This window comes from Streptomyces sp. NPDC007808, from assembly GCF_042868655.1.
GTDB lineage: Bacteria > Actinomycetota > Actinomycetes > Streptomycetales > Streptomycetaceae > Streptomyces.
On sequence record NZ_JBIAEQ010000003.1, the window covers coordinates 797,038 to 822,838 of the forward strand.

Below are 25,801 nucleotides of genomic sequence, written 5' to 3' on the forward strand. Positions count from 1 at the left end.
CGAGGCTCACCGCCCCTGCGCGAGGCTCACCCGCCCGCCCCCACCACCCGCACGGGCAACGGACGCAGAGCCCCGCGCAGGGCCGCCGCCAGTTCCTCGTACTCCGCGCCGCGCGCCGACCCGCTCCGCATCGCGAGAGCCACCCGACGGGTCGGGGCGGGGTCGGCGAAGTAGCCGGTGAGCAGCCGGCTGCTGCGGGTCGTCTCCAGTTTCAGAGCGGTACGCGGCAGCAGTGTGCAGCCCATGCCGCCCGCCACGAGCTGGACGAGTGTCGACAGTCCGGCGGCCGTCGTGGTCACCGGCGCGTCCTCGCGGCCGGCCTCCCGGCAGATGTCGAGGGCCTGGTCGCGCAGGCAGTGCCCCTCGTCGAGGAGCAGCAGGTTCAGCTCCTTCAGGGCCTCACGCGGGATGCCCTCGCGGCCTCCCAGCTCGTGGCCGAGGGGCGTGACGAGCACGAAGTCCTCGTCGAAGAGCGGCAGTTCGGCGACTCCCGGCACGCCGAGCGGGACGGCCAGCAGGAGCAGGTCCAGGCGGCCGCCGGCGAGCCCTTCGACGAGGCTGGCGGTCTGCTCCTCGTGCACCTGGAGGTCGAGGTGCGGATAGCGGTCGTGGACGAGCCGCAGCACGGTCGGCAGCAGATACGGCGCCACCGTCGGGATCACCCCGAGCCGCAGCGCGCCGGTGAACGGAGCCCGGACGGCCTCCGCCTCCTCCATCAGCGCCCCGACCTCCGCCAGTACCGCCTTGGCCCGTACGGCCAGTCGTTCGCCGGCCGGCGAGAGCAGCACCTTGCGTGTCGTCCGCTCCAGCAGGGTGACCCCGAGGGTCTCCTCCAGGGTGGACACCGCGCCGGAGAGGGCGGGCTGGCTCATGCCGATCGCGGCCGCCGCGTCCCGGAAGTGGAGGTGCTCGGCGACGGCGGTGAAGGCCCGCAACTGGGCGATACTGGGCTGTCTCCGCTTCCCCACGGGCATCAATAGGCACCTCCGATCAACCCGACCGAGTGTAGCTATTTCCCGTATCAATGCACGCTGTGCCAGGATCCGTAAGGTCCAACCCAATGGGAGACACCTGTCCGAACGGGTGTCTTCTTCGCTGCAAGGAGAGCGTGTGCTCACTGTCGGTGACAAGTTCCCCGAGTTCGAACTGACCGCCTGCGTCTCGCTGGAGAAGGGCAAGGAGTTCGAGACGATCAACCACAAGACCTACGAGGGCAAGTGGAAGATCGTTTTCGCCTGGCCCAAGGACTTCACCTTCGTGTGCCCGACCGAGATCGCCGCCTTCGGCAAGCTGAACGAGGAGTTCGCCGACCGCGACGCCCAGGTCCTCGGTTTCTCCGGTGACTCCGAGTTCGTCCACCACGCCTGGCGCAAGGACCACGACGACCTGCGGGACCTGCCGTTCCCGATGATGGCCGACTCCAAGCATGAGCTGATGCGCGACCTCGGCATCGAGGGCGAGGACGGCTTCGCCAAGCGCGCCGTGTTCATCGTCGACCAGAACAACGAGATCCAGTTCTCCATGGTGACCGCCGGCTCCGTCGGCCGTAACCCCAAGGAGGTCCTGCGGGTCCTGGACGCCCTCCAGACGGACGAGCTGTGCCCGTGCAACTGGAGCAAGGGCGACGAGACGCTCGACCCGGTCAAGCTGCTCGCCGGGGAGTGACCCGTATGTCCCTCGACTCCCTCAAGTCCCGCATACCGGACTACGCCAAGGACCTGAAGCTCAACCTGGGCTCGGTCATCGGCAACTCGGACCTCCCGGCGCAGCAGCTGTGGGGCACGGTGCTCGCCACCGCGATCGCCTCGCGCTCGCCGATCGTCCTGCGCGAGCTGGCGCCGGAGGCGAAGGCGAACCTCTCGCCGGAGGCGTACACCGCGGCGAAGTCCGCTGCCGCGGTGATGGCGATGAACAACGTCTTCTACCGCACCCGGCACCTGCTGTCCGACCACGAGTACGGCAGCCTGCGCGCGGGTCTGCGGATGAACGTCATCGGCAACCCGGGCGTCGACAAGGTCGACTTCGAGCTGTGGTCCTTCGCGGTGTCCGCCATCAACGGCTGCGGCATGTGCCTCGACTCGCACGAGCAGGTACTGCGCAAGGCCGGCGTGGACCGCGAGACGGTGCAGGAGGCGTTCAAGATCGCTTCTGTGATCCAGGCGATCGGTACGACGCTGGAGGCTGAGGCGGTTCTGGCGGAGTAGTTCCCTCCGCCCGGAAACGCGGGGCCCGTTCACCCTTGGGGTGAACGGGCCCTCGTCATTGCTCCGACCCCGGCTTCTCGGACGGCGGCGGGTCCGCGGGAGCCGCCCCCACCGCCGTCGCTCCCCTCGGCTCGGGTGCGTAACGCAGCGCCGCCTCCTGCGAGTAGGCCCGCAGGTATCCCACGATCGTGTTCGAGACCGCCACCAGCGGTACGGCCACCACCGCGCCGCCGATCCCGGCCACCATGCCTCCGGCCGCGACCGACAGCACCACGGCCAGCGGGTGGACTCGGACCGCACGTCCCAGGATGAACGGCTGCAGGACGTGCCCCTCGATCTGCTGCACGGCGAGGACGACCGCGAGGGTCATCACCGCGGTGAACACGCCCTGCGTCACCAGGGCGACGACCACTGCCAGTGCGCCGGAGGCCACCGCGCCGACGAGCGGGATGAAGGAGAACAGGAAGATGAAGACGGCCAGCGGGACGGCCATCGGTACGTCGAGGAAGTAGATGCCGATACCGATGAAGACGGCGTCGATCAGGGCGACGAGCATCGTGCCGCGCACGTACGCCGTGAGCGTCGCCCATGCTCGCGGGCCGGCGCCGGCGACACCGGGCCGAGCCGCGGCGGGCACCAGCTTCAGCGTCCACTCCCAGATGCGCTTGCCGTCGTAGAGCAGGAAGAGGGTCGAGAAGGCGGCCAGCAGGATGCCGGTGAGGGCCTCGACGACGACCGTCACGCCTTCCAGACCGGCCGAGGTGATCTCGTCGGTGTTGGCGCCGATCGCCTCCCGGAGGTTCTCGGCGATCTCGTTGATCTGCTTGTCGGTGACGTGGAACGGGCTGTTGAGCAGCCAGTTGCGCAGCTCGTCGATGCCGTCCTGGACCTGGTCGGAGAGGTTGTCGATGTTCTCCATGACCTGCCAGGTCACGAACCAGCCCATCAGTCCGATGACGACGAACCCGAGGATCGCGGTCAGGGCGGTGGCGGGCCCGCGCGGCACACCGCGCCGCCTCAGCCAGGCGACCGAGGGCTGCATCAGCGCGGTGAGCAGCAGCGCGGTGACGAACGCCAGCACGACCAGCTGGACGGCGCTGATGACCCGCATCAGCACCCAGACCGTGCCGGCCAGCACGAGCAGTCGCCAGCCGGCCTCGGCGGCGACCCTGACGCCCCACGGGACGACCTGCGCGGGGTCGGGGCGGGGCGGTGGAGCCGCGGGCGCGTAGTCGGGCGGCCGGGGGACGTGGTCGGCGGGCGGAGTGCCGGTGACGGAGAACTCGTCCCCCGCGGAGCGCTCGGCCGGCTGGAGTTCGTCGCTCTCCCGTTCCACCGCGGCCCGGCGCTCGTTCAACCGATCGCTCATCTCGGTCAGTCCGGCACCGAGCCGACCGAGCCACCCAGGCACTCGCGACATGTTCGTCCTCTTCCCCCGTCTGTCCCCACCACTCCCCCCTGGAGTCGTTGCGTCCGACCGTACATGGCGAGATGTGCGGACGCGCGAAAGCCCCTCACCAGGAGACGGTGAAGGGCTGCGCGAAGGTGGAGCGGCGGCTCAGTACCAGTGGTTGGCCTGCCAGAAGTTCCAGGCGTCGCACGGGCTGCCGTAGCGGTCGTTCATGTAGTTCAGCCCCCACTTGATCTGGGTGGCCGGGTTCGTCTGCCAGTCGGCGCCGACGGACGACATCTTGGATCCGGGCAGGGCCTGGAAGAGGCCGTAGGCACCGGAGGAGGGGTTGACCGCCTTGTAGTTCCAGTCGGACTCGTGGTCCACGATGTTGCTGAAGCACTGGAACTGGCCGCTCGGCACCATCTGGCGCGCCATGGCCTGGATCTGCTCGATGCTGTACGAGCTCTGGACGGGGAAGTCGGCGGAGGAGGACCGCGAGGCCTTCGTCTCGGCCTCTTCCCTCTCCTTGGCTTCCTGCGCGGCCTTCTCGGCCTGCTCCTTCTTCTCGATCGCCGTCTGGGCGGCGGCCTTGCGGGCCGATTCCTCAGCGTCCTTCTTGGCACTCGCGTCCGCGGCGATCGCCTGGACGTCGGCCTGGGCCGTGAGGGACTCGGTCTGTACCTGGGCCTGCTGGCCCGCGGGTATGTCCGCGAGGAGCGTCGAATCGGCTGCCGTCGCCTGGGCGTCGTTGTTCTGCGCGGTGCTGCCCGAGGCAACGCCGACGACGCTTCCGACAGCGGTGACCGCGGTGGCCGACGCCACTGCGAATCCCCTGACCGAAATCGGACTCACACGGTTTCCTTCCAGCATCGCCCGCTTCGGTGACCCTGGCGGACGCAATCGTGCCCCTGGCGCTGGCCTCCCAACTGCGGGGTCACGGGAGGCTCGGACCCGGTGGGCAACTCCCGTACGGGAGCGCCGCGTGGAGAACTCGGGCGGCATACGACGGCGCTATGCAGTTGGGGTGTCGCTGTGGTTCCAGACCGCTGGGGGTACAGATGTGTCGTATGCGGGGCCTGACAGGAGTGAGACTCTGCCGTACCCCGACACCGCAAGGCAATTCTGCGTTGCGTGTGAAAGCTCACACCTCGTTTGTCCCAGGGGGTTTACGGAAAGCTGCACACGCCGAGGCGCCGCCCTACTAGGCTCTTCGCCTTTCGGACGGCGCCAACTACTGCGTATCCGGCCTCAATAGCCGGTCTTTCTCAGATCTGCCCGTCTTCGAGCATTTCGGTCACAAGGGCAGCGATCTGGGACCTCTCGGACCGTGTCAGCGTGACATGGGCGAAGAGAGGGTGGCCTTTCAGTTTCTCCACGACCGCGACGACACCGTCGTAGCGCCCGACCCTCAGATTGTCCCGCTGGGCCACGTCATGCGTGAGAACCACCCGCGAATCGGCGCCGATTCGGGACAGAACGGTCAGCAGGACATTCCTTTCCAGTGACTGCGCCTCGTCCACGATCACGAAGGCGTCGTGCAGGGAACGGCCGCGGATGTGGGTGAGCGGCAGCACCTCCAGCATGCCGCGTGCCGTGACCTCTTCGATGACCTCACGGCTGGTGACCGCCGACAGGGTGTCGAAGACCGCCTGCGCCCAAGGGCTCATCTTCTCGGCCTCGGTGCCCGGCAGATAGCCGAGTTCCTGCCCGCCCACCGCGTACAGCGGTCGGAAGACCATCACCTTCTGGTGCTGACGCCGCTCCAGCACGGCTTCCAGGCCCGCGCACAGCGCCAGCGCCGACTTGCCGGTGCCGGCCCGGCCGCCCATGGACACGATTCCGATGTCCGGGTCGAGCAGCAGGTCCAGCGCGATCCGCTGCTCTGCGCTGCGGCCCTTGATGCCGAAGGCCTCCCGATCGCCGCGCACGAGGCGGACGTTGCCGTCGGGCGTGATCCGGCCGAGCGCCTTGCCGCGCTCGGAGTGGATGGTCAGCCCGGTGTGCACAGGCAGGTCGGCGGCCTCGGGGACGTGGATGTGCCCTTCCTCGAAGAGGATGTCCACCTGCTCGCCGGGGAGCGTGAGTTCGGACATTCCGGTCCATCCGGAGGAGTCCGTGATGGCGAGTTCGGCGCGGTACTCCTCGGCGAGGAGACCGACGGACGAGGCCTTGATCCTGAGCGGCAGGTCCTTCGACACGACCGTGACGTCGAACCCCTCGGCCTGCAGATTGCGGGCGACCGCGAGGATACGGGAGTCGTTGTCCCCCAGGCGGTAGCCGGAGGGCAGCACGCTGGGGTCCGAGTGGTTGAGCTCGACACGCACGGTCCCGCCGAGTTCCCCGGTCGGGATGGGGGCGTCGAGACGGCCGTACCGCACCCGCAGGTCGTCCAGCAGGCGCAGTGCCTGCCGGGCGAAGTAGCCGAGTTCGGGATGGTGCCGCTTCGCCTCCAGCTCCGTCACCACGACGATGGGGAGCACGACCTCGTGCTCGTCGAAGCGGCTCAGGGCGTTCGGGTCGGCCAGCAGGACGCTGGTGTCGAGGACGTAGGTGCGCCGGTCTGGCTTGTGGCGCTTTGTGCTGGTCACCACGGAAGGACGTACCCCCTCGGATGAGGTCGGGGAGCGACGGGGTGGGAGCTGGGCCGGGAGTGTGGGGGTCCCGACCGGGAGGGTGAGAAGAACCCGACCGGTCGTCGGCCGCTCTGCACGGGCCGAAAACCGGCCCTCCGCGTCTTCTTCCGTGCTGTGACCGCACGGTGGGGCTGGTGCAAAGGGCCTCCCGGGCGGACGACTCCGGCGCCGTCCGCTGAGATACGACACCCGTGGTTCGGGTGTCGACCTGCTTGCCTTATGCCCTCGAACTCGCGCGGCCATGCCGATGCATATGACGGCGCGCCGGTGAACTCCTCGTTACTTCCGCCCCTGACCGCCCCCGTGGTGAGGTGTGTCAGCCGCCGTAACGCCGGTGCCGGGCGGCGTAGTCGCGCATGGCGCGCAGGAAGTCGACCTTGCGGAAGGCCGGCCAGAACACGTCACAGAAGTAGTACTCGGAGTGGGCCGTCTGCCAGAGCATGAATCCGGACAGCCGCTGCTCACCGCTGGTGCGGATGACGAGGTCCGGGTCGGGCTGGTCGCCGGTGTAGAGGTGGCGGCCGATCATGTCGATGTCGACGGCCTCGGCGAGGTCCTCCAGGGAGGTGCCCTTGTCCTGGGCGTCGAGCAGCATCGAGCGCACCGCGTCGGCGATCTCCTGGCGGCCGCCGTAGCCGATGGCGACGTTGACCAGTATCCCGTCGATGTGCGCGGTGGCCTCCTCGGCCTCCTTGAGGGTGGTCTGCATCCCGGACGGCAGCAGGTCGGGCGTGCCGACGTGGTGCACGCGCCAGCGGCCGTCGGCGGCCAGGGTGCGCACGACGTCCTCGATGATCCCGAGGAGCGGGACGAGTTCGTCCTGCGGCCGGTCGAAGTTGTCGGTCGACAGCAGCCACAGGGTGACGACCTCGACGTCCGTCTCACTGCACCAGCCGAGGAACTCCTCGATCTTCTCCGCGCCGGCCCGGTGACCGTGCACGGTGGAGGAGCCCGCCGCCTTCGCCCAGCGGCGGTTGCCGTCCATGATCACGCCGATGTGCTTGGGCACCTGAGCGTGGTCCAGGTGGCCCTCCACCCGGCGTGCGTACAGCCTGACCAGCAGGTTACGCAGCTTGTCGCGCAGGTTCACGTGATTGTCAGCCCCTCCGTACGGATCGGACAGGAGCGGCCCCGGAACGGTCGCGGTGGTCGCGATGATCGGTGCGCGGCGGTGGTCGCGGCGCGGTCGAGGGCGGTCCCTGTCCGTATGGCGGTCCCCGGAGGCGAAGCCTACCCCCGTGGCGCTGGGACCGTGGTGAAGGGGGGCGGTGGGGTGGAGGTGCGCCGGTCGGGCGGGGCGGCGCGGTGCGCGGGCGGCCGTGGGGTTCCCCGCGCCCCCCGTGTGAGCGACGCGGCCCTCGGAGGCCGGACGCGCCCCGAGTGCGAGCGCAAAAAAACGGGCCGGTCCGTGGGGGGGAGACGGACCGGCCCGAGGGGGGGCTTCCACCATAACCCTTCGTAAGTGATGCTGCGCGCATCGGCGTGCCACAACTACTCTCCGAAACCGTTCGGCGACGGGGCGGTGGTCGTCGCAGGGCCGGTTGCTGGCGCGTTCACGGCCGTTTCGCGGCTGATTTCCAGGGGAAACGCGTGGGATGCGGCAGGATCCGTAGGTTTTGCAGGCTCTTGTGGGTCTGCTTGGCGACTTGTCCACACATCCCCCGCCCGGGTGACCCCGACCGCGAACGTCCGCTTGACGCCGCGCGCGACCACGCGGAGCGGACGGGCGGGGACGCGACGCGCGTCCATCAGCGGCCCGTGGGAGGGCATGACACCGCGCAGCCCCCTCCACTGCGCGGTGTCGCCGCGCAGCTTTGCGTACGCGAATTACCTTGGTCTGAACTTACGTGAGGGGCCCCGGGAAAGCGAGTCAGCCTCTATAACAATGTGGAAAAGGTGAAGGATCCTTTGATGCAGAGGGAGCGGAAAGCCTCCGCGAACGGATGTGAGGTTTGCAACGCAACGTGGCGCAGTGAGCACACTCAGGGGCTCGACGAGCCGGTCAGCGGACGGAATCTGACCTATATCCCGCCTAACGTCGCCCTATGACGAGGACGACGACGTGGGACGGGGCGAGCGCGCGGCGGCTCGGGAGGCAGTTCCTGGACCGGCCCGCGGAGGCCGGCACTCCGCCCGCCGAGGTGGTCGGGGCGATGCTGGGCGCGCACGCGCAGGTGCTGTCCGCGGCCGAGGTGTCGGTGGGAGTACGAGCGGACGGGGTCACACGGGCGGACGTCCGGGCGGCGCTCTGGGAGGACCGCTCGCTGGTGAAGACGTTCGGTCCGCGCGGAACGGTCCATCTGCTGCCCGCCGCCGAACTGCCGCTGTGGTGCGCCGCCCTGACCGCGATTCCGGCCGGCCCCAGCCCGTTCCCGCCGGACGTCCGGGTGACGGAGGAACAGGCCCGGCAGATCGTGGCGGCGATCGGGGACGCCCTCGACGGGGTGTGTTTGACCGTGGACGAGCTGGGTGAGGAAGTCGTGGCACGCACCGGTCCCTGGGCCGGCGACCGGGTGATGGAAGCTTTCCAGGACCGGTGGCCGCGGTGGCGGCAGGTGGTGCACCGGGCCGGGCAGTCCGGCGCGTTGTGCTTCGGTCCGAACCGGGGCCGGAAGGTGACGTACACACGGCCGCCCTCCTTCGATCCGCTGCCGGGCTCCACGGCCCTGCGTGAACTCGTACGGCGGTATCTGCACGCGTACGGCCCGGCCACGCCTCAGCACTTCGCGAAGTGGCTGGCGGCGCCCGCCGGGTGGGCGGCGGGGCTGTTCGGGGAACTGGCGGAGGCCGGGGAGATCGAGGAGGTCGACTTCGAGGGCGCGGGGGCGTGGGTGGCCGCGGACGACACGGAGTTTCCCGACGGGCCGGTGCGCGGCGTGCGGTTGCTGCCGTATTTCGACGCGTACGCCATCGCCGCGCAGCCGCGTGCGTCGCTGTTCCCCGGGGACGCCCACCGGCGGGCTCTGGCGGGTGGGCAGGCGGGGAACTACCCGGTTGTGCTGGTGGACGGTGTGGTGGCCGGGGTCTGGCACCAGCGGCGCCAGGGCCGTCGTACGACGGTCACCGTCGAGCTGATCGGACGGCGCCTGACGGGGCGGCAGGAGCGGGAGCTGGGCGAACAGGCGGAGCGGGTGGGAGAGGTGCTGGAGGCGAAGGCGGAGTTGGTGGTCGGGCAGGTGACGGTGGGGCCGCACGCGTGACGGGCAGCCCTGCGTCGCGGCTCAGGCGCCGGGCTTGCGGGCCACGACGAGGTGGCGGGCGCTGTGTGCCACGAACGGGCCCTCGGACTCGATCCGCTCGTGCAGGGCGCGCAGCTGAGGCAGGTACGCCTCGACGGTGAAGCCGGGGACCATCCAGACCACCTTGCGCAGGAAGTGGACGACGGCCGCGATGTCGTGGAACTCGACACGCAGCCGCTCCGCCCGCAGATCGACCACTTCAAGCCCGGCGGCCTCGGCGTCGACGCGCTCGCGGTCGGGATGGCGGGCTTCGCGCTGCTCCTGCGAGAGGGCGCCCAGGAAGTACTCGACGAGTTCGAAGACGCTGCGGGGGCCGACGTGCTGGGCGAAGTAGGTGCCACCGGGCTGGAGGACACGGGCGATCTCGGTCCAGTGCGGGCTGACCGGGTGACGGCTGGAGACGAGATCGAAAGCGTTGTCGGCGAAGGGCAGCGGGGCGTCCTCGGCGGCGGCGACGACGGTGACACCGCGCGGGCGCAGCAGGGCGGTGGCCTTGGCGGCGTTCGGCGGCCAGCCCTCGGTGGCGGCGATCAGGGTGGGTGCCCGTGGGGTGGCTCGACGCAGGGCGAAGTCGAGCACCTCGCCTCCGCCGGTCTGGATGTCGAGCGCGGCGGTGGCGCGGCCGAGCCGCTCGGCGAGCGAGGTGGCGTATCCCCAGGACGGCCGGGCCTCGGTGGCCCGGCCCTCGAACCAGGAGAAGTCCCAGCCCTCGGTGGGCACGGCGGCGCCTTCGGCGACGAGGTCCTCGAAGGAGCGGGGGTGGTCCGGGCGGGGCTGGGGTTCGTTCATGGGGTGATCCATCTCAAGGGGCGGGTCGGCGAGGTTCCGGCTTGCCGGCTACACCGGCGTCCGGGAGGTCGGCGGTACGTGGTCGCCGGGGCCGTGGCGGAGGGTGCCGGCGGGTGGGGAGCCGGGGCGTCGGGGCCGTGGCGGAGGGTGCCGGCGGGTGGGGGGCCGGGGTGTCGCGGGAGGCGTACCCAGGCGGTGCCGTCGCGGACGGTGCCGACGGGTGGGGAGCCGGGGCGTCGCGGGAGGCGTACCCAGGCGGTGTTGCCGCCAAGGGGTCCGCGTGCGGGGGCCGTACGTGTCCGCGGCCGGGGAAGCGGTGCTCGCCGTCCCACCGGGAGACGACCGGCAGGTCTCGTCCCCGAGCACCGCGGGCCCCCGGCTCCGACAACCCGGCCGCGCTCGGGCGTTCAGGGCACCAGCGGTCGCACTTCCTCGGCCACGAACCGTACGAACCCCTCCGGGTCGGGTTCATCGCCCGTCGGTTGCAGGACCACGGTGTCGGCCCCGGCGTCCGCGAGCCGCTGGACCACCTTCGCCACGGCGCCCGCGTCTCCGGCGACCCCGACGCCCGCAGTGGATCCGAGCCCTTCCTCGGCCAGCTCGGCCTGCAGACGGGCGGGTCCGTCGGCGCCGGTGGCGGTGAGCAGATAGACGACGACCTGGTGCCGCTCGGTCTCGGCGCGTCCGGCCGACTTCCGGCCCTCGTCGATGAGTCGCCGTGCCCGCAGCACGTCCTCGGCCGAGGACGACGCGGTGAGCAGCGTGCCGTCGGCGGCCGCGCCGGACAGCCGCAGCGAACGGGGCCCGGTGACTCCGGCGATGATCGGTACCGGCTCGGCGGGCGGCCAGTCGAGGGCCACGTCGTCGAGCTTGACGTACCGTCCCTCGACGCTCAGCCGCTCCCCGCGCAACAGGGCCCGCAGCGCTTCGAGATGCTCCCTCAGCAAGGTCACCGGAGACTCGGCCCGCGCCCCGACCTGCCCCATCCAGTCCTGCACCCCGTGCCCGACGGCGAGGATCGGGCGGCCCGGGAACATACGGTGCAGGGTGGCGGCCTCCATGGCGGTGATGGCGACGTTCCGCAACGGCACGGGCAGCAGGCCGACGCCGACCCTGACCCGCTCGGTCCAGGCAAGAGCGGCGGCCGCGGTGGAGATGCCGCCCTCCCGGCAACAGTCCTCCCAGAGCCACAGCTCTTCGAGACCGGTCTCGTCGGCGAGGCGAGCGACGGATCGGAGGCGTTCTGGGGCGAGTTGGGGGCGGAATACCGCGCCGAGTCCGGTCATGAAAGCCTTCCTACCCGGCCCTACTGGGGCGGACAACTTCTTTTGCGCGGAGGTGGCTCGGATGGGTCGGCGGTGGCGCGACGGACAGGGGACGCTGACGGTGCACGGCGAGCGGGGCGAGGTCCTCGTACCGCTGGAGATCGCCTCCTCCTACCGGGCGCGCACCCGCGGCCTGCTGGGCCGTGACGCCGTCGACGGCGCGCTCCTCCTCACCCCCGCCAACAGCGTGCACACCCTCGGCATGCGCATCCCGATCGACGTCGCGTACCTCGACCGGCACCTGAGGATCATCGCCGTCCACACCATGGGACCGGGACGACTCGGCCTCCCCCGCCTGCGCTCCCGGCATGTGCTGGAGGCGGCGGCCGGGGCGATGGCGGGGTGGGGGGCGCGGGTCGGGGCGCGGGTGGTGGTCGAGCCCGGTTGAGCGTGCGGCCGGTCCCTGTCCCGTCTCGTCTCGTCCCGTCTCGTCCCGTCCGGAGCCTTCCCGCGTCAGCTCTCCGAGCGCGGGAACGACACCTCTACCCGGCGGTTCTTCTTGCGGCCCGACTCCGTCGCGTTCGAGGAGATCGGGTACTGCTCGCCGTAGCCGCGGACCTCGTAGGTGACCGTGGAGTCGTTCAGTTCCGATTCCAGGACGCCCTGGACGGCGTTGGCGCGCTTCCTGGACAGGACGTCGCCGTGGGCTGAGGAGCCCAGGTTGTCGGTGAAGCCGAAGACGCGGATGCGGGTGGCGTTCTGGGTCTTGACCTCCTCGGCGATCTCCGCGATCCGGGCCTTCGCCTCGCCGGTCAGCTTCGCGCTGTCCTTGGGGAAGAGGACCTCGGCCTGGAGCGCGAACTTCACGTCCGCGTTGGTGTCCTCACGGCGTTCCTCACCGGCCTGGTCCTCCACCACCTGCTTGATGTCCAGCACCTTCGCCTCGGCGAGGGTCGCGCCTTCGGGGAGCTTGAGGTCGGGGTCGTTGGCGTCCACCTCGACGGGGGCGGCGGCCGTCGCCTCGGTTCCGGGCGGGACGCTGGGGTCATCGGCAGCGTCGGCCGTGGTGGCGCCGAGGAGGTTGGCGGCGACCATGAGGGTGGCCGCGGTGAGGGTGAGGGGGAGGCGGGGGGTGCGGGTCATGAGGGGCCTCACCCGGAGATCTGGATGTCGGCCGGCGCGAACATGGGCAGCTGGAACGAGACCTCGGCCGTGCCGTTGGGCGGTGCCGGGAACTGCATGAACACCGGGATGTTCTCGCCGGACTTGATGGAGGTGATGCCCGTCGTGGTGAGAGGACGGCCGTCCGTGTCCCGAAGGACGTAATAGCGCTTCTTGCCCTTGGGGTCGACCAGCGTGGCCCCGCCGAAGGACCGGCCGTTCCGGATGATCTCGGTCTCGCTGCCACTCAGTTGGGCAGGAATGGTCAGCGTTTTGTCGGCGTCGCTTTTCAAGCTGCCGTTGATGGTGACGAATCCGCCAGTGTCCCTTGTGGCAGAGCTGATCTGGAGTACCAGGCCGCTGGGGCCCTTCAACTCGGCCAGCGGTTCGTCCGTCTGCCCTTCTTGAGCACTCGGGTCGGACCCACGGCTCTGAGAGGTGGGCGTGGAAGCCTCGGGCTTCTTCGCGTCGTCGCCCCCACCCCCGCAGCCCGCCACACCGAGGGCCAGTCCGGTCGCGACGGTCAGCACGACCATTCCCCTACGGGCCTTCGTGGTGAACCGAATGCTCATGCCTCTGCTTCCCTCGTCACTCGTCGATCGCTTGTCAGTCGGCCAGATGGACATCGAAGAGGTCCTCGGGCCCCGGGAGGTCGTCGAGATTCTCCGGGTCCAGGGTCCAGATCCTGTCCTCGCAGGTGAGCTCCGGCAGTTCGGCGTCCTCGGCGTTCCCGGCATCCTCGCCCGGGAGCTCGAACTCGCACAGCGGCTCGATCACGGCGACGGCCGTCGCCTTCGAGTACGTGCTCTCGGTGCCGGGCACGATGGAGTCACCCACGGGTTCCGTGGTCTGCACCTCGACCTCGTAGCCCGGAGGCAGTCCGGCCGTCACACCGCACTGGGCGGTGGCGTCGTTCTGCGCCGCCAACTGCTCCGCGCGTCCGCACCCGTCGAAAACCACACCCATACCGTTGAAGATGCCCTGCCACTGCACGGGGTCGAGTAGGTTCTCCACCCACTCGTCCGTGAGCTTGTCCCGCGTGTCCAGGGCCGCCGCGAGCGCTGCCGCGTCCGCCGCCGTCTGGGCGCCGTTCCGGTTCGCCGCGGCCTGGCCGACCGCGAGGTAGGCGAACGCGAGAAAGAGCAGACCCGCCACCACCGTGAGGTAGATGGGGAAGGCCTGCCCTGCGTCGCCGTACCTACGAGGTCGCATCAGCCGCCGGTGACTTCGGTGATCTTGTCGGTGATCGCGTTGTAGATCGTCTGACCGATGTCCGTTCCGGTGATCGCGAGCACGATCGCCACCACCACCGCGATGATCCCCAGATATTCCACCGCCGTCTGCCCCTCGTCGCCGCGTGCGGAGCGGGAGCGGAGGCGTGCGACGGTGGTGCTGATCCAGTTGCTCATGATGGTCCCCTCTGGTGTCCGGCGATCGCTGAGCGCTTGGCTCGTAAGGCTCAGGAGAAAAGTAAGCGGGAAAACGCCGAACACCAGAGGGCCCCAGGACCCAATTCCCGGCCCCGTCCGAAAACCATCGCTCCACCATCACCGTTCGCCTCCCCCGGGGCGTGAACCCGGGGCTGTTCCCAGCCACTTGGCGGCCGCCTCCCCGCGGCTGGTGCTGTGGAGTTTGGCGAAGATTCGGTTGATGTGGTTCTTGACGGTCTTCTCGCTGATGAAGCAGGCGGCGGCGATCTGCTGGTTGTTCATGCCCGATGCGATGAGGTCCATGATCTCCGCCTCCCTCCTGCTCAGCCGGAACCCTGACCGGTATGACGTCGACTGTCCCACATCTGGTTGCACTTGCGAAAGCGGTTCCCGTGAATTGCTTGGCACAGCAGGGAGTTCAAGGTTTGCTTGAGCGAGCGCCGCTGTCGCTGCAGGGGTGAGTCGCGGTCGGCCCCGGCTGATGTCCCGTACGGCTTCGACCAGTTCGTCGGTCGTGAACTCGCCGTGCACCAGATAGCCCGCGGCCCCCAGGCGCAGGGCCTCCCGGACCGTCTCCGGCTCCCTGCTGTACGTCAGCATCAGCACCGGGGCGACGCGGACGAGGTGGGGCAGTGCCGTGATGCCGTCCGTGCCCGGCATGCGTACGTCCAGGAGGATCACGTCGGGGCGGTGGCGCAGGGACGCCTCGTGGGCCTCGTGGCCGTTCGTCGCCTCGGCCACCACCGTGAGGTCGGCGTGCGCGGCGAGGAGGGCGGCCAGGCCCGCCCGGACCACCGGGTTGTCGTCGGCCACCACGACACGCAGGGGCCCGGCGGCGCGGGGCGGCTCGTTCATGTGGTCGTCGCCTCCGTCGTCAGGGCGGCCGGCGGCAGCTCCACGCGGACCTCCGTGCCGCACGCCTGCCTGCCCTCGCCGATCCGGAGGCGGGCACCTACGGACGCGGCCCGTTCCGACATGCCGACCAGGCCGAAGTGGCCGGTGCGGCGGAGGTGGTCGAGGGTCGTGCCCGGCGGGAGGCCCCGGCCGTCGTCCCGGACCGTCAGGTTGAGCACGCCGTCCTCGACGAACGCCCTCACCTCGACCCGTGTCGCACGTGCGTGCCGGTGGGCGTTCTCCATGGCCTCCTCGGCGATGGTGAGGAGTTGGCGGGCCACCGCCGACGACACCGGGGGGAGGGTCTGGCCGGACGCCCGTGTGTACGTGGCCCGCATGCCCGTACGCGCCCTGAAGGCCTCCGTGCGGGTGGCCAGTTCCGCCCCGAGGTCCATCGCCCGGTCCGGGGCCGGCTCGTGGCGCAGGTCGGCCAGGAGTTCCCGGGATTCGGCCGCGGCCCGGCGTGCCGCTCGGGACACCAGCTGCGCCTGTTGGGCGAGGCGGGCCGGGTCCGTCGAGGCCGAGGCCGAGGCCGCCGAGCGGGCCAGGCCGTCCGCCGCCAGTGCCACGCCGTGCAGCGTCTTCGCCACCGAGTCGTGCATCTCACGGGCCAGACGGGCCCGTTCCTCGCTGACCGCCTCCGCGACAGCCAGGCGGGCGCGGACCGCCGTCAGGGCCTCGGTGGCCGTGCCGAAGCGGAGCATGAGGCCGCGCAGGGACGAGCCGAGTGCGCCCGTGATGACGCAGAACCCCGGAAGGAGCAGTTTCTCCGCCAGGCCGCTGCCCTCCTGCGCCTCCCGGTTGATCGCGTACGCCAGCAGCAGGATCAGCGACTGCGCGCTGGCGAACACCGCCGCGCCCCGGTAGCCGTAGACGATGCCGGCCAGCAGCGGGGTGCAGACGCTGACGTAGGCAAGGGTGGTGTCCGGGCCCCCGGAGAGCAGGAGGAGCGACGTGAAGAGCGTGTCCGCGGCCAGCAGGGTGGGGTGGCGCAGGAGGAGGGGGCCGAAGCGCTCCCAGTCGCGGAAGAGGGCGTAGGAGCCCATGAACGTGATCACGACCGACGTTCCCACCAGCCGGGTGCCGAAGCCCGGCGCCGCGTTGAGCAGGGCAGCGGGGGCCGCGAGCGCGATCATGGCGAGACGGAAGCCGAAGACCTGGCGGCACATCGCCTGGAGCGCGTTCGTCTGCAGGGGGATCGTCGCGGAGCGCTCCCGGTCCGCGGGCGTCCGGGGACGTCCCCGGTCCGCGGGCGTCCGGGGACGTCCCCGAGCTCCGGCTCCCGCCGCGACGACGGCCTCCGCCCCCATGCCCGCGCCCATTCCCGCGCCCGCGCCCGCACCCATCCCCACGCCCACGCCCGCACCCATGCCCATCCTCACCGGCATGCCTGCCATGACCTCCCCCTACTCCCCCGTGAGCGAGCCGAAGTCGGTTCCGGAGCCCAGCAGCAGGCCGGCCCCGAGCAGGAGCATCGTCGCCGGGACCATGAACGTCGTGATCATCATCGTGGCCTTGGGCACCGCGCGGGCCGCCTTGCGGCGGGCGTTCTGGGCGTCGGTGCGGCGCATGTCCTTCGCCAGCGCCACCAGCGTGTCGACGATCGGCGCGCCCAGCTCCTCACCCTGCTGCAACGCCGTCACGAACATCGCCACCTGTTCCGAGTCGTTGCGGCGGCGCAGTTCCGCGAAGGCCTGGCGGCGGCTCATGCCGAGGTCCATCTGGCGCAGTGTGATGCGCAGTTCGTCGGCCCACGGGCCCTCGTACTTCGATGCCACCCGGTCGAGTGCCTGGCGGAAGCCGAGGCCCGCGCTCACCACCACCGCGAGCACGTCCAGGAAGTCCGGCAGGGTGCGTTCGATCTCGTCCTTCCTGATCCGGATCGCCGCCCAGATGCCGACCTCCGTCCAGAAGGCGCCGAAAGCGAGCAGGAGCAGGGCGATCAGCACCTGGCCCCGGAGCAGGAAGACCAGGAAGCCGACCGCGCCCAGGAAGCCGTACACCGCCCGCCGGGCGGCATAGCGGTCGATGGTCAGGCCGCCGGGGTTGCCCGCGAGGTCGATCTTGCGGCGGTACCTGGCCACCAGTTTCGGGCCCATCAGGCGCAGCACGGCGGGGGCGTAGCGCATGCCCATGCGGTCGACGAGCGAGTCGACCACGCCGGTGCGACTCGCGCCGACCTCCAGGGCGAGCGCCAGGTCGCTCGGCAGCTTCACGTCCGCCCGGTACATGCGGATGCCGGCGAACACACCCCACACGCTCAGGGCTGTCAGCAGGGCCAGGAGCAGGCCCAGTTGTCCCAGTCCCATCGTTCCGTCTCCTCCTCTCCGTGCCTCAGACGTCGATCCGCGACAGACGGCGGATCATGATGAAACCCAGCGCGTACAGGCCGAACGCGATCAGCACCGCCGCCTGCCCCAGCGGTGAACCCGTCATGCGGTCCAGGGCGCCGTCTTTCACCCCGTTCATCAGGAACAGCGATCCGATGCCGAGCACGGGCACGGCGTACGACGTCATGCTCACCTGGGACAGCTGGGTGCGGACCTCGCGTCGGGTCTCCTTGCGCTCCTCCAGCGTCTCCGTCAGGTTCCGCAGCGCGCTGACCACCTGGCCGCCGGCCCGGTTCGACAGGACCAGCGTCGTCACCAGGACGACCAGTTCGCGGGACGGGAGGCGTTCGGCGAGTTCGCCCAGCGCGTCGTCCATCGAGGCGCCGACGGCCAGCTGGTTGGAGACCTTGGCCAGTTCCTCGCCCGCGGGGGCCTCCAGTTCCTCCGCCGCCAGGCCGATGGCCGTGCGCAGGGCCAGGCCCGCGTGTGCCGCGTTGGCCAGGATGCGGGCCAGCTCCGGGAGCTGGTTGATGAACCGCTCGATGCGCTTGTGCCGTTGCCAGTTGAGGAACTGGATCGCCGCCCAGACGCCCAGCAGGCCCGCGATCGGGCCGAAGAAGGGGGCGAGGGCCGCCTGGCCGACCAGCCACAGGCCCGCCACCGTCGCCAGCATGTAGACGAAGAACTCGCCGGGCGTGACGTCCAGGCCCGTGGCCGCCAGCCGCAGTTCGAGCTGTTTGCCCGCTCTGGTACGGCGCAGTCGGCGGTCCAGGTCGGCGAAGCGGCGCCGGCGGCCGGTGCCGGTGATCTGGCCGGTGGACGTCAGCCGGTCGACCAGGGCCTGGCGCTGGGCCCGGCCGGCGGCGTAGGCGTGTACGCCGAGCACGGCCAGGGCGCAGGTCAGCAGGGCGACGCCGGTCGTCAGCGTGATGCGGGTCTGGAGGTCCATGGGCGGGTCCTACCTGGCTTCTCGGGTGGCGAGCTCTAGCGGTGACTGGGCGACGCCGAAGGCCTGGGGTATGGGCTGGCTCGCCATGTAGAGGCGGTCGGCGGTGCGGCGCGGGAGCGGGTGGTACTCGAAGACGCCGTGGACGCGGCCGTCCGGTGTCATGGGCTGGGGCCGGAAGCGCGCCGCGGTCACCACGCGGTACGGCTCGGCCCCGTGGCTGTCCAGGATCGCGATCTCGGTGATCCTGCGGGCGCCGTCGGGGAACCGGGTGAGCTGGATGACGACGTCCACCGCGCTGTTGATCTGGTCGTGCAGCGCCTCGAAGGGGACCGTCACGTCGGACATGGACGCGAGGGTCTTCAGCCGCATCAGGGCGTCCTCGGTGCTGTTGGCGTGCACGGTGGCGAGGGAGCCGTCGTGGCCGGTGGACATCGCCTGGAGCATGTCGAGGGACTCGCCGCCGCGGACCTCACCGACGACGATCCGGTCGGGGCGCATGCGCAGCGAGTTGCGGACCAGGTCGCGGATGGTGACCTGGCCCTTGCCCTCCACGTTCGGGGGGCGGGACTCCAGGCGGATCACATGGGACTGCTGGAGCTGGAGTTCGGCCGAGTCCTCGATGGTGATGATGCGCTCGTGCTCGGGGATCAAGCCCGACAGGGCGTTGAGCAGGGTCGTCTTCCCGGTGCCGGTCGCGCCCGACACGATGATGTTGAACTTCGCCTGCACCAGCCCCGCCAGCAGGTACACCATCGGCTCGTCGAGGGAGCCGAGGCCGGTCATCTCGTGCAGGGTGAAGGAGCGGGGGAAGCGGCGGATGGTCAGGGTCGCGCCGGTGAGCGACAGCGGCGGGATGATGACGTTCACGCGCTCACCGGACGGCAGGCGCGCGTCCACCATCGGGTTCGACTCGTCCACGCGCCGGTTCACCGTGGACACGATCCGCTCGATGGTCTGCATCAGCTGGTCGTGGGAGGGGAAGCGGAGCGGCAACTGCTCGACGCGGCCCGCCCGTTCGACGAAGATCGCGTCCGGTCCGTTCACCATGATCTCGGTGATGGAGGCGTCTTCGAGGAGGGGTTCCAGGATGCCGAGGCCGAGCGCCTCGTCCACGACCCTGCGGATCAGCTGCGCGCGCTCGACCGTCGACAGCACCGGGCCCTCGCGGCTGATGATGTGCCCGAGGACCCGCTCCAGTCGGGCCCGGCGCTCGGCCGCCGCCAGGGAGCTCATCTCCGCGAGGTCGATCTCCTCCAGGAGCTTGGCCCGGTACGAGGCGACCAGGTGGCCGTCCTCGCCCCGGCTGCCGGGCTCCTCGGGGGTGGTGATGCGTGACCTCAGGCTCATGGGGATCCTCGTTCAGTGGTCGAGCGGCATGGTCGCGGTCTTGCGGGCGGGGTCGAAGTCCCAGCCGGGGACGATGGACGGGATCTCGACGGTGGCGGTGACGGTGACCTCGTCGCCGCCGGGCGCCTCGGTGCAGTCGGTCCCGTCGGCGAGCCAGTCGCTGACCGCGACCCGGCACCCCTGGCCGGCGGCCCCCGCCTCCAGCGAGGCGGCGCGTGCCCCCGCCCGGGCCGCGGTGCCGGCCTGCTGGGCGGCGTAGGCGATCAGGCCGAGTTGGACGCAGGCCATGGCGACGAGGATCAGGATCGGGATGAACCCGAGGTACTCGATGGCGACCTGGCCGCGGTCGCGGGGCTGGGCGTCGTTCGCCATCTCAGTCCTTCTCCTCCTGGACGGCCCCCGCGTGCCCGTCGACGGTGAACGGGAAGCCGATCGAGCCGGGGAAGAGGACGGGGACCTCCAGGTGCACGTCCGCGGTGACATAGCCGCCGCCCACCCCGCAGTCCACCTGGGCGCCGCCCGCCCACGCGCCCGGCAGATGCCGCAGCCCGGCCTCCTGGCAGGCGGCCTGCCCCTCGGACGCCGCGCCGGCCCGCGCCGCCTGGTCCGCGGCGTTCGCGGCCAGCGAGTACGTGTATCCGAGCAGCACGAACTGCCACAGCAGCACCAGCGTCAGGATGATCAGCGGGGTCATCCCGAGGAACTCGATGGTGACCTGTCCCCTGTCGCCCCGCCGCCTCACCGCCCCAGCTCCTTCCGCCGCCGGAACGTCAGCGCCGCCCGGTCCCCGCCCCGCGCCCTGCCGCCCCGCCGCTGGGCGGCGCCCTCGGTGCCCTTGACCAGCCCCAGCTCACCCGCGAGCGCCCACAGGGCCTGCCGTACCGCGCCCTTGGGGTCCAGCTCGTGCACCCGCCCGGCGTCGACCGCGGCCTGGAGTTCCTTGAAGTTGGCGGGGATCGCGGTGGCGGCGATCCCGGTACCGGTGATCTTCTGGATCAGGGCGGGCTGGATCTCCGTGGCGCGCGAGTGGCGGTTGACGACGATCGCGGTCTCCTCGGCCTTGCGGATCTGCAGGCGGTCCCACATCCGTACGGTGCGCTTGGCGCCGCGCACGGCGACCACGTCCGGGGTGGTGACGAGGAGTGCGGTGTCGGCCATCTCCACGGCTGTCGCGTTCGCGCCGGTCAGCTGGGAGCCGCAGTCGACGACGACGACCTCGTAGCGGGAGCGCAGGGCGCTGACGATGTGCCGGGCGGCGCGGTCGGTGACCTCCTCGCCGCGCTCGCCGTCGCCGGGGGCGAGGAGCAGGGCGAGGCCGCTGTCGTGCCGGAACACCGCGTCCGCCAGCACTCGGGGCGAGATGTCGTTGATGGCGGCGAGGTCGACGACCGAGCGGCGGAACTGGATGTCCAGGTAGGCGGCGATGTCCCCGGTCTGCAGGTCCATGTCGAGCAGGGCGGTGCTGCGGCCCGACGCCTGGGCCGCGAGGGCCAGGTGGATGGCCGTGAGGGTCGCCCCCACGCCTCCCTTCGCGCCGCTCACCGTGACCACGGTGCCGCCGACGCCGCTGAACACGTCACCTCCGGCGCCCAGATGCCGCCGTACGCCCACCGACCACTGGGCCACCGCGTTGACGCGGCTGGCCAGTTCCTCGTAGCTCAGGGGCAGGGCGACCAGGCCCCGCGCCCCGTAGTCCATGGCGGCCTGGAAGAGGCCGGGACTGGCGTCGGAGGTCACGAGGATGACGCCCACCGCGGGGAAGCGCAGGGCGACCTCGCGGATGAGTTCGAGGGCCGGGACGGGGCCGATGCGTTCGTGGACGACGACGACCTCGGGCAGTTCGTCGACGGACTCGGCGGCCAGGCGCGCGAGGGTGTCGACGAGTTGGGTGGAGTCGGTCACCGGGGCCACCGGCTCGGCGTCGGGGAGCTGGCTGAGCAGCGTCGTGAGGGACCGGACCGCGTCCGCGTCACCTACGGCCGGGAGGATCCTCGTGGGCATGCGGGCCTCTCACTTGTCCTTGGCGAGTTCGTAGGTGCGGTCCGTCGCGTCGACGCCGGAGCCGCCGCCCGGTGCCACCAGGGCGAGCCGGACCTCCTCCGCGAACGACTCGGCGTACGTGATGCGCTGGGCGTCCACGGTCTTCAGGGCGAAGGTGATCGGGACGGCGTCGGTGGGCTCGCGCCGGCGGTCGTCCTCGTCGGGCCGGAGGGCGGTCTGCTCGCCCACGTGGATGACCCGGGCGTTCGCCACGATGAGCTTGGACTGGTCGGGGTCGCTGTCGCGCCGGCCCTCGAAGGTGGCGTAGACGTTGACCGTGGAACCCGGGGTGATCTTGCCGGCGACGCCGGTCGCCGCGTCGATCAGGATCGCGATCTCCTGCTCACCGGCCTGGAGCGCGGGCTGATCGACGATCATGTCGCTCTGGAGCAGGGAGCCCTTGCGCAGGGTGGTGACGGCGATCTTGCCCCGGATCTCGCGGAGGTTCGTGACCGCGTTGTCCGACAGCCACCGCTCGGGCATCTCGATCTTCTCGAACTGGCCCGCACTGAGCTGCGTGTAGGGGGCCACGTTCGACTTGACCCGGTAGGCGGCGACCTCGGGACCGACCTTGGACTTCACGTCGCTGATGACGGAGAGGACGCCGGCGAAGGCACCGAGGGCACAGACGACCGACAGGAGCAGGAGTATCACGCCGCGGCGCTGACGGGAGTTCATGAACCGTACAACCTCATTGGGGGAATCGGTCGGGGGCGGTCGGTGGGGTCGGGAGCGGCCTCGGCCGGCCGGGAACGGTCAGCCCGCGCGGGCCGGTTGCTCGTGGGCGGGTGGGACGGCGGAGCAGAAGACGCAGCGGTCACCGATGACGTCGATGCCGCACCAGTGACATGAGTTCTGCCGTACCGAGGTGACGAGCTGGTAGAGCACGGGGAGGTCGGGCAGGTAGGCACAGAACTCGACCAGCTTGGGCGTGCCCCACCAGGTGGCCGACTCGGCGGGCAGCGCCGCCTCCCGAAGGCCCTGCGCCCGCCAGGCCGGGACCAGCGTCGAGGTGACCCAGTCGGACTGCAGCTGGCCTCTGGCGACGAGCATCGACGTGCCGAACTCCGGGCCGGGGAGGGTGGCTCCGGGGGCCACCCTGACCAGGTGCGGCGTCGGGTGGGCGAGCACGCCGAACTGACTGCCGGGCACCCATGACCTGGCGTGCGACTTGAGGTCGACGGGGACGCGGTCCAGCTTGGCGACGGAGCCGAGGAGCGCCCCGGCGTGGAGGTAGTGGGTGAGCAGCCGGCCGGCCGAGGCGAGGACGCCGGGGCTGAGGTCGCAGGAGGCCAGCTGCCGCAACTGGCGAGCGAGGACGGCGAGTGCGAGCGGGGGCAGCGCGGGGTCGAAGAGGGCGATCCGGTCGCTCTCCAGCAGGGACCGTACGGTGCGCAGTCGCTGCACCACCTCACGGGGTGTCGCCCGGGAGCAGACGACGACCACGTGGCCGTGCTGCTCGATCAGCGTCTGCATGTCCGCGAGCGACAGCTCCAGCGGCTCGCGGCCGAGGTCGCCGAGCACGACGGCGGGCACGGTTCGCTCGTCATGTGCCGGCAGCGCCATGTCGGCGCTGGTCACGGCAATGGCAGTTGGCACGCCTAGCTCCCCGTTCCCGCCCGGACCGGTGACCGGAGTTACTCCGGTGCACCGAGATGACTTCATTGCGTGACTATGGGAGCACTGTATCCACGGCTCCCTGGCCGGAGAACAGCGTTTGTGCAGCCGGGAAAGAACTGCCCTCGCACAACTCACGTCAAAACGGGGCAGGTTGCGCACACCAATTCTCCACGACCGGAATCCCTTGACAGTTGAATTGGTCTGGACCAAGTTATTGTCATGTCCATACGCAGCCGATTTCCGAGGTCCTCCGGGCCCACACGCCTCTGGGCGGGAGCGGTCACCGCGGCCCTCGCCCTCGCCTTCCTCCCCACGGCCCAGGCGGCCGCGGCGGACCTCAACAACGCCAGGAACGCCGGCTTCGAGTCGGGCCTGAGCAACTGGACCTGCTCCGCGAACAGCGGCACGACCGTCTCCTCCCCGGTGCACGGCGGCACCGCCGCGCTCAGAGCGACGCCCGCAGGGCAGGACAACGCCCGGTGCTCCCAGGCGGTCGCCGTCCGCCCGAACTCGACGTACACGCTGAGCGCCTGGGTCCAGGGCGGCTACACCTACCTGGGCGTCACGGGCACGGGCACGACGGATGTGTCGACCTGGACGCCGGACTCGGCGGCCTGGAAGCAGCTGTCGACCAACTTCACCACAGGCCCCGCCACGACCTCCGTCACGGTGTACACGCACGGCTGGTACGGGCAGGCCGCGTATCACGCGGACGACGTGTCGGTGTTCGGCCCCGACGGCGGCGGGGGCACCGACCCCTCCCCCACCATCCCCGGGGCGCCGAGCGGACTCACCGTCTCCGGCACGACGTCCTCGTCCGTCTCCCTGGCCTGGAACGCGGTCTCGGGCGCGACCGGCTACCACGTCTACCGGAACGGCACGAAGGTGACCGCGGTGAGCGGCACCTCGGCGACCGTGACCGGGCTCGCGGCCTCGACGTCGTACGCCTTCCAGGTCACGGCGGCCAACGCGGCCGGTGAGTCACCGAAGTCGGCCACGGTGACCGGCACCACGAACAAACCGACCGGCCCCGGCCCCGCCCTGCCCAAGCACGCCGTCACCGGCTACTGGCAGAACTTCGACAACGGGGCCGCGGTCCAAAGGCTCGCCGACGTCCAGTCGCAGTACGACATCATCGCCGTCGCCTTCGCGGACGCGACCTCGACGCCGGGCGCCGTGGCCTTCAACCTGGACTCGGCCGCGCTCGGCGGCTACACCGTCGACCAGTTCAAGGCCGACATCAGGGCCAAGCAGGCCGCCGGGAAGAAGGTCATCATCTCGGTCGGCGGCGAGCGCGGCACGGTGGCGGTGAACGACTCCGCGTCGGCGACGAACTTCGCCGACTCGGTGTACGCACTCATGCAGACGTACGGCTTCGACGGCGTCGACATCGACCTGGAGAACGGCCTCGACGCGACCTACATGACCCAGGCGCTGCGCTCCCTGTCGGCGAAGGCGGGCTCGTCGCTGATCATCACGATGGCGCCGCAGACCATCGACATGCAGTCGACGTCGAACTCCTACTTCCGGACGGCCCTGAACATCAAGGACATCCTCACGGTCGTCAACATGCAGTACTACAACAGCGGTTCGATGCTGGGCTGTGACGGCAAGGTCTACAGCCAGGGCTCGGTGGACTTCCTGACCGCACTGGCCTGCATCCAGCTGGAGGGCGGTCTCGCGCCGTCCCAGGTAGGGCTGGGACTGCCGGCCTCCACGCGGGGCGCGGGCAGCGGGTACGTGTCACCGACCGTGGTGAACAACGCCCTGGACTGCCTCACCAAGGGAACCGGCTGCGGATCCTTCAAGCCGTCGCGGACCTATCCCGACCTGCGCGGCGCGATGACCTGGTCGACGAACTGGGACGCGACCGCGGGCAACGCGTGGTCGAACGCGGTGGGGCCGCACGTGCACGCGCTGCCGTAGACCATCTCGGCGCGTCGGGGGCGGGGCCGCACGGACGCGGCCCCGCCCTCACCCCATGGGCCGGTAGTGGCCGAGCACCCAGGCCAGTTGCCCGAACCACTCCGCCAGCCGCGTCCTCGGCCTGGCCTGCACCACGCACTCGTAGAACCTGCCGTCCAGGTGGATCACGGCCACCATCAGGGCCTTGCCGTCAGGGCTGGCCTTGTGGTGGACGCTGCGGATCTCGGGCCAGCGGAACTCGATCGTGAGGCCGGACATCTCGAAGGCGACGCCGGACGCGTCGACGACGACCGCGTTGCGCTTGTCGACGGCCAGGAAGTCCGGGCCGTCCGGGGCCGGTTGCGGCGGGACGGGGGCGTAGGGCTGCGGGGGCGGGCCGTACGGCTGCGGGGGCGGGGCGTACGGCTGCGAGGCGGGGACGTGAGGGGATGGGGCAGGAGTGTGAGGGGGCGGGGCAGGGGGGTGAGGGGGCGGCGGGGCCGGGGCGTACCCGGGCGGCGAGGGGGCGAACGGCGGTGGGGGCGGGCCGAAACCGGGGCCGGGGGGTGGGGGGTGCTCGGTCATCCGTCGGATCCTCGGTC

General features: G+C 70.8%; 27 protein-coding genes. 5 read left to right on the forward strand and 22 right to left on the reverse strand.

What is annotated here, in order from left to right; translation table 11 throughout:
• Window positions 1-26: 26 nt before the first annotated feature.
• Window positions 27-974 carry a LysR substrate-binding domain-containing protein gene (locus ACFYNL_RS15275; protein ID WP_388802410.1) on the reverse strand — a complete coding sequence of 316 codons (948 nt, stop codon included), beginning with the start codon at window positions 972-974 and terminating at the stop codon, window positions 27-29.
• 136 nt (window positions 975-1,110) lie between these two features.
• On the opposite strand from ACFYNL_RS15275, the gene ACFYNL_RS15280 reads away from it, so the two are divergent.
• Together ACFYNL_RS15280 and ACFYNL_RS15285 are read left to right on the forward strand one after the other, a co-directional pair.
• Window positions 1,111-1,665 carry a redoxin domain-containing protein gene (locus tag ACFYNL_RS15280; protein ID WP_019754129.1) on the forward strand — a complete coding sequence of 185 codons (555 nt, stop codon included), beginning with the start codon at window positions 1,111-1,113 and terminating at the stop codon, window positions 1,663-1,665.
• Between the two features lie 5 nt (window positions 1,666-1,670).
• Entirely contained in the window at window positions 1,671-2,204 is a 534-nt protein-coding gene (locus ACFYNL_RS15285; RefSeq protein ID WP_388802413.1) for an alkyl hydroperoxide reductase, read from the forward strand.
• A 55-nt stretch (window positions 2,205-2,259) separates the two neighbouring features.
• Here ACFYNL_RS15285 and ACFYNL_RS15290 read toward each other — a convergent pair whose 3' ends face one another.
• The 4 genes from ACFYNL_RS15290 to ACFYNL_RS15305 all read right to left on the reverse strand — a co-directional run bounded on the left by ACFYNL_RS15290 (window position 2,260) and on the right by ACFYNL_RS15305 (window position 7,320).
• Entirely contained in the window at window positions 2,260-3,624 is a 1,365-nt protein-coding gene (locus ACFYNL_RS15290; protein WP_388802416.1) for an AI-2E family transporter, read from the reverse strand.
• A 138-nt stretch (window positions 3,625-3,762) separates the two neighbouring features.
• On the reverse strand, window positions 3,763-4,467 hold the full coding sequence (locus tag ACFYNL_RS15295; protein WP_388802419.1) for a transglycosylase SLT domain-containing protein: 705 nt from the start codon (window positions 4,465-4,467) through the stop codon (window positions 3,763-3,765).
• 395 nt (window positions 4,468-4,862) lie between these two features.
• Window positions 4,863-6,188 carry a PhoH family protein gene (locus ACFYNL_RS15300; RefSeq protein ID WP_388802422.1) on the reverse strand — a complete coding sequence of 442 codons (1,326 nt, stop codon included), beginning with the start codon at window positions 6,186-6,188 and terminating at the stop codon, window positions 4,863-4,865.
• 358 nt (window positions 6,189-6,546) lie between these two features.
• Window positions 6,547-7,320: an isoprenyl transferase gene (locus ACFYNL_RS15305; RefSeq protein WP_388802425.1), complete on the reverse strand. Its 774-nt coding sequence runs from the start codon at window positions 7,318-7,320 to the stop codon at window positions 6,547-6,549.
• Window positions 7,321-8,275: 955 nt separating this feature from the next.
• On the opposite strand from ACFYNL_RS15305, the gene ACFYNL_RS15310 reads away from it, so the two are divergent.
• The gene (locus ACFYNL_RS15310) at window positions 8,276-9,430 is read left to right on the forward strand and encodes a winged helix DNA-binding domain-containing protein (RefSeq protein WP_388802428.1); all 1,155 of its coding nucleotides are present in this window, start codon (window positions 8,276-8,278) and stop codon (window positions 9,428-9,430) included.
• A 21-nt stretch (window positions 9,431-9,451) separates the two neighbouring features.
• On the opposite strand, the gene ACFYNL_RS15315 is transcribed toward ACFYNL_RS15310, so the two are convergent.
• Window positions 9,452-10,258 (reverse strand): class I SAM-dependent methyltransferase, encoded by an 807-nt coding sequence (locus ACFYNL_RS15315; protein ID WP_388802431.1) that lies wholly within the window; start codon window positions 10,256-10,258, stop codon window positions 9,452-9,454.
• Between the two features lie 407 nt (window positions 10,259-10,665).
• Window positions 10,666-11,544: an LLM class flavin-dependent oxidoreductase gene (locus ACFYNL_RS15320; RefSeq protein WP_388802434.1), complete on the reverse strand. Its 879-nt coding sequence runs from the start codon at window positions 11,542-11,544 to the stop codon at window positions 10,666-10,668.
• Window positions 11,545-11,605: 61 nt separating this feature from the next.
• Between ACFYNL_RS15320 and ACFYNL_RS15325 the strand changes: the two genes are divergently transcribed.
• Window positions 11,606-11,971: a DUF192 domain-containing protein gene (locus ACFYNL_RS15325; protein WP_388802437.1), complete on the forward strand. Its 366-nt coding sequence runs from the start codon at window positions 11,606-11,608 to the stop codon at window positions 11,969-11,971.
• A gap of 65 nt (window positions 11,972-12,036) precedes the next feature.
• On the opposite strand, the gene ACFYNL_RS15330 is transcribed toward ACFYNL_RS15325, so the two are convergent.
• The 14 genes from ACFYNL_RS15330 to ACFYNL_RS15395 form a co-directional block, all read right to left on the reverse strand.
• Window positions 12,037-12,666, reverse strand: a complete 630-nt coding sequence (locus ACFYNL_RS15330; protein WP_388802440.1) for an OmpA family protein — start codon at window positions 12,664-12,666, stop codon at window positions 12,037-12,039.
• 8 nt (window positions 12,667-12,674) lie between these two features.
• The gene (locus ACFYNL_RS15335; protein ID WP_388802443.1) at window positions 12,675-13,256 is read right to left on the reverse strand and encodes a hypothetical protein; all 582 of its coding nucleotides are present in this window, start codon (window positions 13,254-13,256) and stop codon (window positions 12,675-12,677) included.
• Window positions 13,257-13,290: 34 nt separating this feature from the next.
• Complete coding sequence (locus ACFYNL_RS15340; protein ID WP_388802446.1) at window positions 13,291-13,896, reverse strand: pilus assembly protein TadG-related protein; 606 nt, start codon at window positions 13,894-13,896, stop codon at window positions 13,291-13,293.
• Window positions 13,896-14,093 (reverse strand): Flp family type IVb pilin, encoded by a 198-nt coding sequence (locus ACFYNL_RS15345; RefSeq protein WP_388802448.1) that lies wholly within the window; start codon window positions 14,091-14,093, stop codon window positions 13,896-13,898. Before ACFYNL_RS15345 ends, ACFYNL_RS15340 begins: the two co-directional genes overlap by 1 nt.
• Before the next feature lie 138 nt (window positions 14,094-14,231).
• Window positions 14,232-14,969 (reverse strand): response regulator, encoded by a 738-nt coding sequence (locus tag ACFYNL_RS15350; RefSeq protein WP_388802451.1) that lies wholly within the window; start codon window positions 14,967-14,969, stop codon window positions 14,232-14,234.
• Window positions 14,966-16,396, reverse strand: coding sequence for a sensor histidine kinase (locus ACFYNL_RS15355; protein ID WP_388802737.1), 1,431 nt, complete (start codon window positions 16,394-16,396; stop codon window positions 14,966-14,968). Before ACFYNL_RS15355 ends, ACFYNL_RS15350 begins: the two co-directional genes overlap by 4 nt.
• A gap of 18 nt (window positions 16,397-16,414) precedes the next feature.
• The gene (locus tag ACFYNL_RS15360; RefSeq protein ID WP_388802454.1) at window positions 16,415-17,317 is read right to left on the reverse strand and encodes a DUF5936 domain-containing protein; all 903 of its coding nucleotides are present in this window, start codon (window positions 17,315-17,317) and stop codon (window positions 16,415-16,417) included.
• Between the two features lie 25 nt (window positions 17,318-17,342).
• The gene (locus ACFYNL_RS15365) at window positions 17,343-18,287 is read right to left on the reverse strand and encodes a type II secretion system F family protein (RefSeq protein ID WP_388802457.1); all 945 of its coding nucleotides are present in this window, start codon (window positions 18,285-18,287) and stop codon (window positions 17,343-17,345) included.
• A gap of 9 nt (window positions 18,288-18,296) precedes the next feature.
• Entirely contained in the window at window positions 18,297-19,634 is a 1,338-nt protein-coding gene (locus ACFYNL_RS15370) for a CpaF family protein (protein ID WP_388802459.1), read from the reverse strand.
• Between the two features lie 12 nt (window positions 19,635-19,646).
• Window positions 19,647-20,006, reverse strand: a complete 360-nt coding sequence (locus ACFYNL_RS15375) for a TadE/TadG family type IV pilus assembly protein (RefSeq protein ID WP_388802462.1) — start codon at window positions 20,004-20,006, stop codon at window positions 19,647-19,649.
• Between the two features lies 1 nt (window position 20,007).
• Window positions 20,008-20,328, reverse strand: a complete 321-nt coding sequence (locus tag ACFYNL_RS15380) for a pilus assembly protein (RefSeq protein ID WP_388802739.1) — start codon at window positions 20,326-20,328, stop codon at window positions 20,008-20,010.
• A 44-nt stretch (window positions 20,329-20,372) separates the two neighbouring features.
• Entirely contained in the window at window positions 20,373-21,635 is a 1,263-nt protein-coding gene (locus ACFYNL_RS15385) for a CpaE family protein (RefSeq protein ID WP_388802465.1), read from the reverse strand.
• 9 nt (window positions 21,636-21,644) lie between these two features.
• Window positions 21,645-22,352, reverse strand: a complete 708-nt coding sequence (cpaB, locus tag ACFYNL_RS15390) for a Flp pilus assembly protein CpaB (protein ID WP_388802467.1) — start codon at window positions 22,350-22,352, stop codon at window positions 21,645-21,647.
• A 78-nt stretch (window positions 22,353-22,430) separates the two neighbouring features.
• Window positions 22,431-23,240, reverse strand: coding sequence for a hypothetical protein (locus tag ACFYNL_RS15395; RefSeq protein ID WP_388802742.1), 810 nt, complete (start codon window positions 23,238-23,240; stop codon window positions 22,431-22,433).
• A 273-nt stretch (window positions 23,241-23,513) separates the two neighbouring features.
• Here ACFYNL_RS15395 and ACFYNL_RS15400 point away from each other — a divergent pair, with 273 nt between their 5' ends.
• On the forward strand, window positions 23,514-25,220 hold the full coding sequence (locus tag ACFYNL_RS15400) for a chitinase (protein WP_388802470.1): 1,707 nt from the start codon (window positions 23,514-23,516) through the stop codon (window positions 25,218-25,220).
• A 48-nt stretch (window positions 25,221-25,268) separates the two neighbouring features.
• On the opposite strand, the gene ACFYNL_RS15405 is transcribed toward ACFYNL_RS15400, so the two are convergent.
• Window positions 25,269-25,784, reverse strand: coding sequence for a hypothetical protein (locus ACFYNL_RS15405; protein ID WP_388802472.1), 516 nt, complete (start codon window positions 25,782-25,784; stop codon window positions 25,269-25,271).
• Window positions 25,785-25,801 lie beyond the last annotated feature (17 nt).